4 protein-coding genes and 1 pseudogene are annotated in these 7,494 nt (G+C 57.8%); 2 read left to right on the top strand and 3 right to left on the bottom strand.

Annotated features, from left to right (window positions below):
* Positions 1-920 (top strand): phosphohexomutase domain-containing protein (locus tag IE243_RS21635; RefSeq protein WP_505661118.1); only part of this gene is annotated, 920 nt, incomplete at its 5' end.
* On the opposite strand, the gene IE243_RS21630 is transcribed toward IE243_RS21635, so the two are convergent.
* From IE243_RS21630 to IE243_RS21620, 3 genes are all read right to left on the bottom strand, one after another.
* Positions 853-1,176 carry a hypothetical protein gene (locus tag IE243_RS21630; protein ID WP_191321379.1) on the bottom strand — a complete coding sequence of 108 codons (324 nt, stop codon included), beginning with the start codon at positions 1,174-1,176 and terminating at the stop codon, positions 853-855. The two genes, IE243_RS21635 and IE243_RS21630, sit on opposite strands and share 68 nt — an antisense overlap.
* Positions 1,177-1,255: 79 nt before the next feature.
* Positions 1,256-5,254, bottom strand: a complete 3,999-nt coding sequence (locus IE243_RS21625; protein WP_191321378.1) for a glycosyltransferase — start codon at positions 5,252-5,254, stop codon at positions 1,256-1,258.
* Positions 5,255-5,261: 7 nt separating this feature from the next.
* Positions 5,262-6,461: a methyltransferase domain-containing protein gene (locus IE243_RS21620; protein ID WP_191321377.1), complete on the bottom strand. Its 1,200-nt coding sequence runs from the start codon at positions 6,459-6,461 to the stop codon at positions 5,262-5,264.
* A 315-nt stretch (positions 6,462-6,776) separates the two neighbouring features.
* Here IE243_RS21620 and IE243_RS21615 point away from each other — a divergent pair.
* Positions 6,777-7,494 (top strand): annotated as a pseudogene (locus IE243_RS21615) (IS110 family RNA-guided transposase); the annotation flags it as partial.

The raw sequence follows: 7,494 nt of genomic DNA, 5'->3' as shown, positions 1-7,494 counted from the left end.
CATCGACAGCCTCCTGCCGTGGAGCCATCAACGCAAGGTGTGAGCGGCACAGCGCTTACATTCCAGTCGACACGGAGGCGTTGCGTCCGGAGGACAATGCGCTTGCGCGTCAGTGGGCCGGCGAGCAGAAGCTGGACGCCATCGTTTCGACTGATGGAGACGCCGATCGCCCCTTGGTCAGCGACGCCAGCGGGGCCTTCCTGCGCGGCGATCTGGTGGGCGCATTGACGGCGACGGCGCTGGGCGCTGACGTTATCGTCACGCCGGTGACATCGAATTCCGCCCTCGAAAAGCTGGGCCAGTTCCGTCAGGTGCTGCGCACCAAAGTCGGAAGCCCCTACGTTATCGAGGGCATGGCCGAGGCCAAAGCCGCTGGGGCTACGATCGTGGTTGGTTTTGAGGCTAACGGCGGCGTGCTGCTGGGGTCCGACGTGCAGCGGGACGGCCACAGGCTGCCCGCCCTGTCGACGCGCGACGCCATGCTGCCCATTCTTGCCTGCCTTGACCTTGCGGCGCGACGGGGCCGTCCGCTGGCGGAACTGGCGAATGAGGCAGGATTTTATTGTGCGCTGTCAGACCGGTTGCAGAATGTCCCCCAGGAGAAAACCGCCGCGCTCATCGCCCGGCTGGATGATGACGATCCTGCATTCCGTGACGCCGCCTTCGCCAGCCGCGGCGGCGTGGTGGCGCGTGACCGCCGCGACGGCCTGCGCATGACCCTCGGCGACGGCTCCACCCTGCACCTGCGCGCCTCAGGCAACGCGCCGGAATTGCGGGTGTATGTGGAGGCCAGGGGCAGGGAGGAGGCGGAAGTGCTTCTTGGAGAGGGACTGGAGCTTGGAGCGTCGCAGATCATGCCATTTGCCCCCAGCAGCAAGAATGAGACAGGAGGCTACCGACAAAAAGAAACCGTTCAATGACGAACTGGCCGATCTTCCCATGCAGCTTCTCAACACCCTTCTCCGATATCTTGGGCGCAAGGAGCCCGGGGTCACCAAACGCTGCCGCCATGTTTGCGATCGCGGTTCGCTTCCAGCCACCGATCATCGTCGGATGGATATCGCACTTCTTGTCCGGTTTAACTATCGTCAACTCCTTGCGAATCGCCGCCAAAGCCACCTCGCCTTGGACACAGTCGAATAGCGCTTTCGCGTCGTGATACTGCTTGTCTTTCACCAGATGACCGAGCCCAACGACTGGTTCGAAAACTGGGGACCACCTCTCTCGGTCAAATCAGTCCAGACCGCCTAAAAACCTATGACGCCCCCTCCAACAGCCCGTACCCCGGTATAGCTTGAACACTGCCAGAGAAAGCTCCGAAACTATGCCGTTGCGCCACTCGTTCTAAGCCGGAACGAGCCCGCCCTCTAGCATCTTCGGTACCGCTAAAAAGCTGGTGCAAGGCGCTGCAATAAGCATCCACCTTGTTCACATCGTAGACAGGCCAGCCCGTCTCTTCATTCACGAGATCGCCAATGCCACCAACAATGGACGAAACGACCGGTAGACCATGGGCCATGGCTTCGATCAGAACATTCGGCATGCCATCAGACGAGGACGTGTAAAGGAAAGCGTCGCACTCCTGCAAAGGTAGCACGTGAAAATCGTCGAATGCCCCACCCAGAAGCACATTGCCCTGTGCCAGAAGTTCAACGCAATGCTGTTTGATCGAAGGATGAGCATCCTCTAACTCGCCATACACGATAAACGTGTAGTCGGGGCATTTCTTGACAATCTGCAAAAGCAGATCAACCCGCTTTTCGGGGGCGAACCGGCTAGCCCACAGTACGGTTGAGCGGTCTTCCCGAGGACGGGAAGCCGGGAGATCAGCTGCGATATATGTTGTGGGGTGCCAGACGCACTTGAAGCGATCACCGGACACGCCGTAGTCTTCAAGCAGGCGCTGAGCAAACACCGTGATATCGGTAATGAAAAGATCGACACCGCCATTACGCTCGACCCGGCGTAAATACTCTGCCGCGTAGCCCCAGATGCGGTTTCTCTCGGAAGGCCCGTACCAGAATAACGAAGCGAATGTCTTCGATACCGCACGCAGTTGCATCCCTTCGGTAGCCAGCATTTCCCAGCCAAGCCACGAATTCATGACATGGACGACGGCCGGACGCAGCCTCAACAACATCCAAGTCAGGCTCTGCCGCGCCAATGTATTGTGAACATCGCCTACCACCTCGTGCCAATTGATGACCTCGACGCCGTTGGGAAGTCTGGACAGCCATGGCGATTCGCTGTTTTCAGTCGTGATCAATAGTACGCGGCCAGGCAACTTCTCGGCTATTGCCAGCAGGTAAGCCAATGTTGCTTTGTCTGCGCCCCCACGCTTTAGCCAAGGCGCGATAAGCACATGGCTGATCTTTGCTTCCAGCAGACGACACAGGACCGGATAGATGGACGCCGACACAATCGCATCCTGACTCTGGCGACCCTTGGGCAGGGTTGCCCAATCCACCGAGGCTGTATCCTGTTGAAGAGCGATGTCCCGTAGGTTTTCCTGCTCAAGAAAGACCCACGTAGAATGCTTACACTCGAGTTCTGCGCCATGAAGTTGTTGTACGTGTGCGTGCTGACGACACGCCTCAATCGAGCTGACGGCGACGATTGCCAGACTGCCCGGCACGCCGAAACCCGTAGAGCCCGAGGCGACCAGCCGCATCAACCAATGGCGTGCGCATTCGGCCAGATCATGTGTACGCAGATCTCCCAATGCCTTCGTGTTCCTTGCGGAGAATGCAAAAACCGGAAAGGGTGACAGTGTGTCCCATGGCGTCAGTGCATCGAAACAGCCAAGTCGCTCCAATTGGACGCCGGCTCTCTCGCGCGACACCCACATCACCCTCTCTGGCGCGTAGATTCGATTCTCGAAAGCATTGCCAAAGCGTTCCTCCTGAGCCAATTGAATCAGAAAGTCTGCACTGATTAGCCCAGATTGCATACAGCAGATCACATCTACTACAAGACGGGGTTCGATCGCGTCGGGACCATGACTGGATCGATATGCATCCTCTTCAGACAATAGCCCCGCGGTTACGGCATTCATCAGCATTTGGGAGGATGCCCCGACCACCCGCATGATGACGGCCGCACCTGAGGCTTGCGCGCGCTTGGCAGCTGCAGCTGCAGAACGCAGGCTCAGCCACCCGCTTTCATCAGCGCAATCGACCAACACGAGAATACGCATGCCATCACCGCAATATCGGGGGCGCACCGTGGCCCCCGACAGTGCATGAAGAGTAACGCCCGTCGCATCATCTGACGGCTCCAAAACGTTTTCACCGGTAAGTTGCCGGACCTGATCTTTAAGCCAATCGCCGAAGTTGGGGTCTAACAGAATGCCATGTTTGCGCTGAACAACAGCATGTGAGTGGTTGATGTGGCCTGTATCGTATCTGACTAGGGCAGTTTTCTTGTCGGCTGTAGTTTGCGAGACACGATGGTCGTGAAGCAGAACGATGTCGTCCACATGTCGCGCAATGAGAGGACGCCCGTCACGCCAGGCGCGGATAGCCAACTCGAAATCCTCGAAGCCCACAAACAGATTTTCGTCGTAGAGGCCGTGGCGCTCGAAGACACGGCGATTAACGATACTGGCACCACCAGGAAAGGCGTTTGAAAATTCCGAAGCGGTGGCAATAAATGCACAGTTTCCTCCGGCATCCACCACGAAGTCGAACATCTGCCCCCAAGCATCCTCGTGCTTGTTGAACAGGCGTGGCACATAAATGTCAGCCTCGGGAGCTCTGCGCATTGCCGACGCCAATCGCTCCAACCAGTCGTCGGTCTGCACGGATATGTCGTTGTCGACGAAGAATAGCCAGCGCGCATCCGTGGCAGCCAACTGCCGGTTCCGCCCGCCGGATACACCGGCGTTACATCCCGCACTGACAATCTGAACGAGCGGATTCGATGCAAAATGGGCGCGCATCTGCAGTGCGGCGTTTTCCTCTGAGCCGTTGTCCATCAAATTGACGCGCACACCCGCGTCGAGGAAGCTCTCTATGCTCTCAATCGTCTGCTCCAGTTTGTTGTAAAACAGCATGCAGACAACAAGTTGCTCCTTCAAGGACTCTAGGCAGATGTCGCTACCCATCGCGAATTCTCGTGTTGCCGTGACCACCTCCTCGCTGAACGAAGTCGGATCGGAGGCAACGCTAGCCAGCCGGGTCTGGTGAGCACGCCATTTCCGATGACGTACCAGGCTTGCATCGAAGAAGTTGCCATAGGCGCGAGCCTTGTTGGCCCAGTCCCAGCCAGAAATGGAGCGCAGATTCTCCTGCGACAACTGCTTCAACAGCGATCGCTCGTTAAACAGGCGGCGAAGCTGGGCCTCGATCGCGGACGCGGTGCGCTCCGTGAGGATGAATTCGTTTTGCAACGAGCCGAAGACCTCGGGCACCAGACCGACGTCGGTGGAGATAATGGGCACGCCACACGCCATAGCCTCTAGAACCGGGTTTGGTGTGCCTTCAATCTTGGAAGCGCATACGTAGACGTCAATACCAGCGTAGAAGTCCGGCATCTGCGCATGTGCGATGATGGCCAACTGGCGGTCTGCCAGCCTGAGTTCGATCGGCAATCCCTCGGCCTGAAGCTTCTCGACGGCAGGACGAAGAAGGGTATGCACACCCTTATAGTCTTCGGTCTCGGCAGCCCAACCGCTGTTGCCGACCCACCCGACAATGAGAGATCGGGCTCCAGTCTCATCGAATCTCTCCAGTCTTTGCGGACGGAATAGATCCAGATCCACGCCATCCTCCAGTACCATCAGCGGGGCGGGATACTCGACCAACTCGGTGTAGGAATGCCACAGGCGCTGCGAAGACACCCCGTAGGCCGTCAATCGATGCATGGCCTCTGCAAGATCGGCCCGCACAGGTTCCGGGGCCACGAAAAGATGGTCATACACGGCTGAAGTCAGCGCGACATCGTGTTTATAGCCGGCTAAGAATTCATCGAAATCAATACCCCATCGCGTGAAGGTGCTTCGACTTGAATCAGACAGCAAGTCTAGCCAATTTATACGCCAGAAAAAATGAACTAGATCAAAATTTTGTGTCAGGCGTGCGATATGCTCGATGCCATCTAGATCAGCGACCGAAAATATTTCGAAATCGAAACGATGAGATTGATATTTGACAAGATTTCGCGCGATATTGTGGAACGCCCAGCCCTCTGCGTCGATAATCAGTGCTATTTTGTCTTTTTTTTCCATCGCCGTATACTTGGTTGTCTTGGACATGTAGCTATTAGCGAACAACGCGGCGCACCATATTCAAAACGCGCCTGGCTAAAGGCATAAGACGACGACGCAGTCCTCCGGGGAGGAGGTTGCGCACACGCCGATAGCGTCGGGCCTCCAACTCCAGAAGATGGGCATGCGTTTCAAGCTGCCGATAGCGACGGTCGGCGACTTCTTGATCGCGTTGCGCTTGCTCAGCCTCTTGTCGGCAGCGCGCGGCGGCTTCATGCTCCAGCCGCAATTGATTTTCATGCTGCTGGTCTTTGCTGCGTGCTGTTGCCCGCTCAACCTCCAGCATCTGTCTTGTAATCCGCAAGGCCTCGTCGAGGTCGAGGCCTTTGCTTTCAACCGAAACAGTGGCGTGTCTCGTCACTTGAAGCTCCTGCCGCAATGCCTCGATCTGCGAAGCGATTTGAGCAAAAAAACCTTGGACCAGCGCATCCATGGACGCGGACAGCAATGCAGCCCCATGCCAGGTGCCAGCGGGGGGAGCTACGGCCTCTTCGCACCACATGCCCAAAAAATAGCTGACATTATTCGGATTCGGTGCCCGTTGAGCTTCAGCAGGAAGCGTCAGCCCACCTGGCAGATCCAATGCATTGAGCATGATCCCTTGCGTATCTGACGGGGAAGCCTGCGCTAGGCCGGCGATCTGCACGTTCGCGAAGCCTGCGACGGGTGCTCCAAAAAACCAGGCGCAGGCGGGTCCGAGCACCTGTTCGGACAGTTGCTGAAACTCGTTAAAAGTATATTTTCGAAGATGAAAAGGATTTTTTTCCTGTTCTGTGGGGTAGTACCACCAATCGTTGGGGCAGCTGACTACGATCGCACCGCCCGGCGCGAGAAGCCGGCGAAAGCAACGCAGTAGCTCCTTAGGATCGAGCACGTGCTCAATGGTCTCCAGCGAAACGATCAGATCGAAGCTTTCCGGCGCGAACATGTCGGCGAGCGCTTCAGCTGCACCCGCCCGATATGTCACCTGCGCGCAGCCGAACATACGCCGAGCCAGATCAATCGAGTCGACTGAAACGTCGACTCCAACGACGCTTCTGGCACCCCAGTCGGCAAGTAATCTTGAGCCGTAGCCTTGGCCGCACGCTATGTCTAGCACAGACTTGCCCTGACATAGCGGGCGGGCGAATGCATACCTTGCAAGATGTATGGACGCTTCCAGGCCACTGTATAAATCGTTCTCAGCGAAGCTCAATCGTTCCATTTGACCCCACAGCACCCTTCTTATCGCGAGCGCCCATAGCTTGCGAGTATGTTTACCCCAAAAGGCTCGTAACCGCCAGTGTCATCCGGATCGGCGGAGCGTAGACAATGGCTGCAAATGTCGGGTCCATATCCGGCATCACGATTGTCGCTTCAGGCCCGATACCGCATTCGGCACCCGTGGCATCGGTGACTGGAATGATGCGCCCGCCGCGTGCCGCGAACTTCTCCAGCCCCTTTTATGGATGGCCCGCCCCTCACTCCGGCGGATGTAAGCTGCCGGTATCCGTGAGAGGCGGACCGACCCATGACTATGGTGTTCCTTGGCATTGATTTGGGAAAGAACAACTGCAGCCTTGTCGGGCTCGATAAGGACGGAGAGGTGGTCTTGCGCCGACGGATGCGCCGGGAAAGCGTCATTGCGTTCGCGGCCAGAACGCCGCCGTGCGTGATGGCGATGGAGGCGTGTTGCGGGGCCCATCACATGGGCCGGTCGCTTTCGGCGCACGGACACGAAGTCAGGTTGATGTCGCCTGAGTATGTGCGGCCCTACGTCAAGGCGCAGAAGAATGACGATCGCGATGCCGAGGCAATCGCGGAAGCGGCTACACGGCCGACCATGCGCTTCGTCGAACTGAAGAGCGAAGATCAACTCGACATCCAGACGCGGCAACGGGTACGCGATCGCCTGGTCGGCGAGCGGACGTCCTTGACGAACCAGATACGGAGCGTCCTGCTGGAACGCGGACATATTATGGCTCAGCGCCACGCCCGCCTGCAAGTTCGGCTCGGCGAGTTACTGACTTCCGACATAGTGGCGCTGAGCGCTCGAATGAAACTTCTGCTGGGTGACGCGCACACGCCGGGAAGAACTGGACTGGCGTATCGCTGCTTTCGATGCCGAATTCGCGGCCATGGCCCTGACCGACGAGCGGGCGCGACGGTTGACAAGCATTCCGGGGGGAGGGTGCTAAACGCTACCGCACTGGTCGCGGCGGTTGGTTCCGCAACAACATTCGGGACAG

Source organism: Camelimonas fluminis (genome assembly GCF_014656355.1).
GTDB lineage: Bacteria > Pseudomonadota > Alphaproteobacteria > Rhizobiales > Beijerinckiaceae > Camelimonas > Camelimonas fluminis.
The sequence above is the reverse complement of the archived record's forward strand: the minus strand, read 5'-3'. Positions and strand labels throughout refer to the sequence as shown.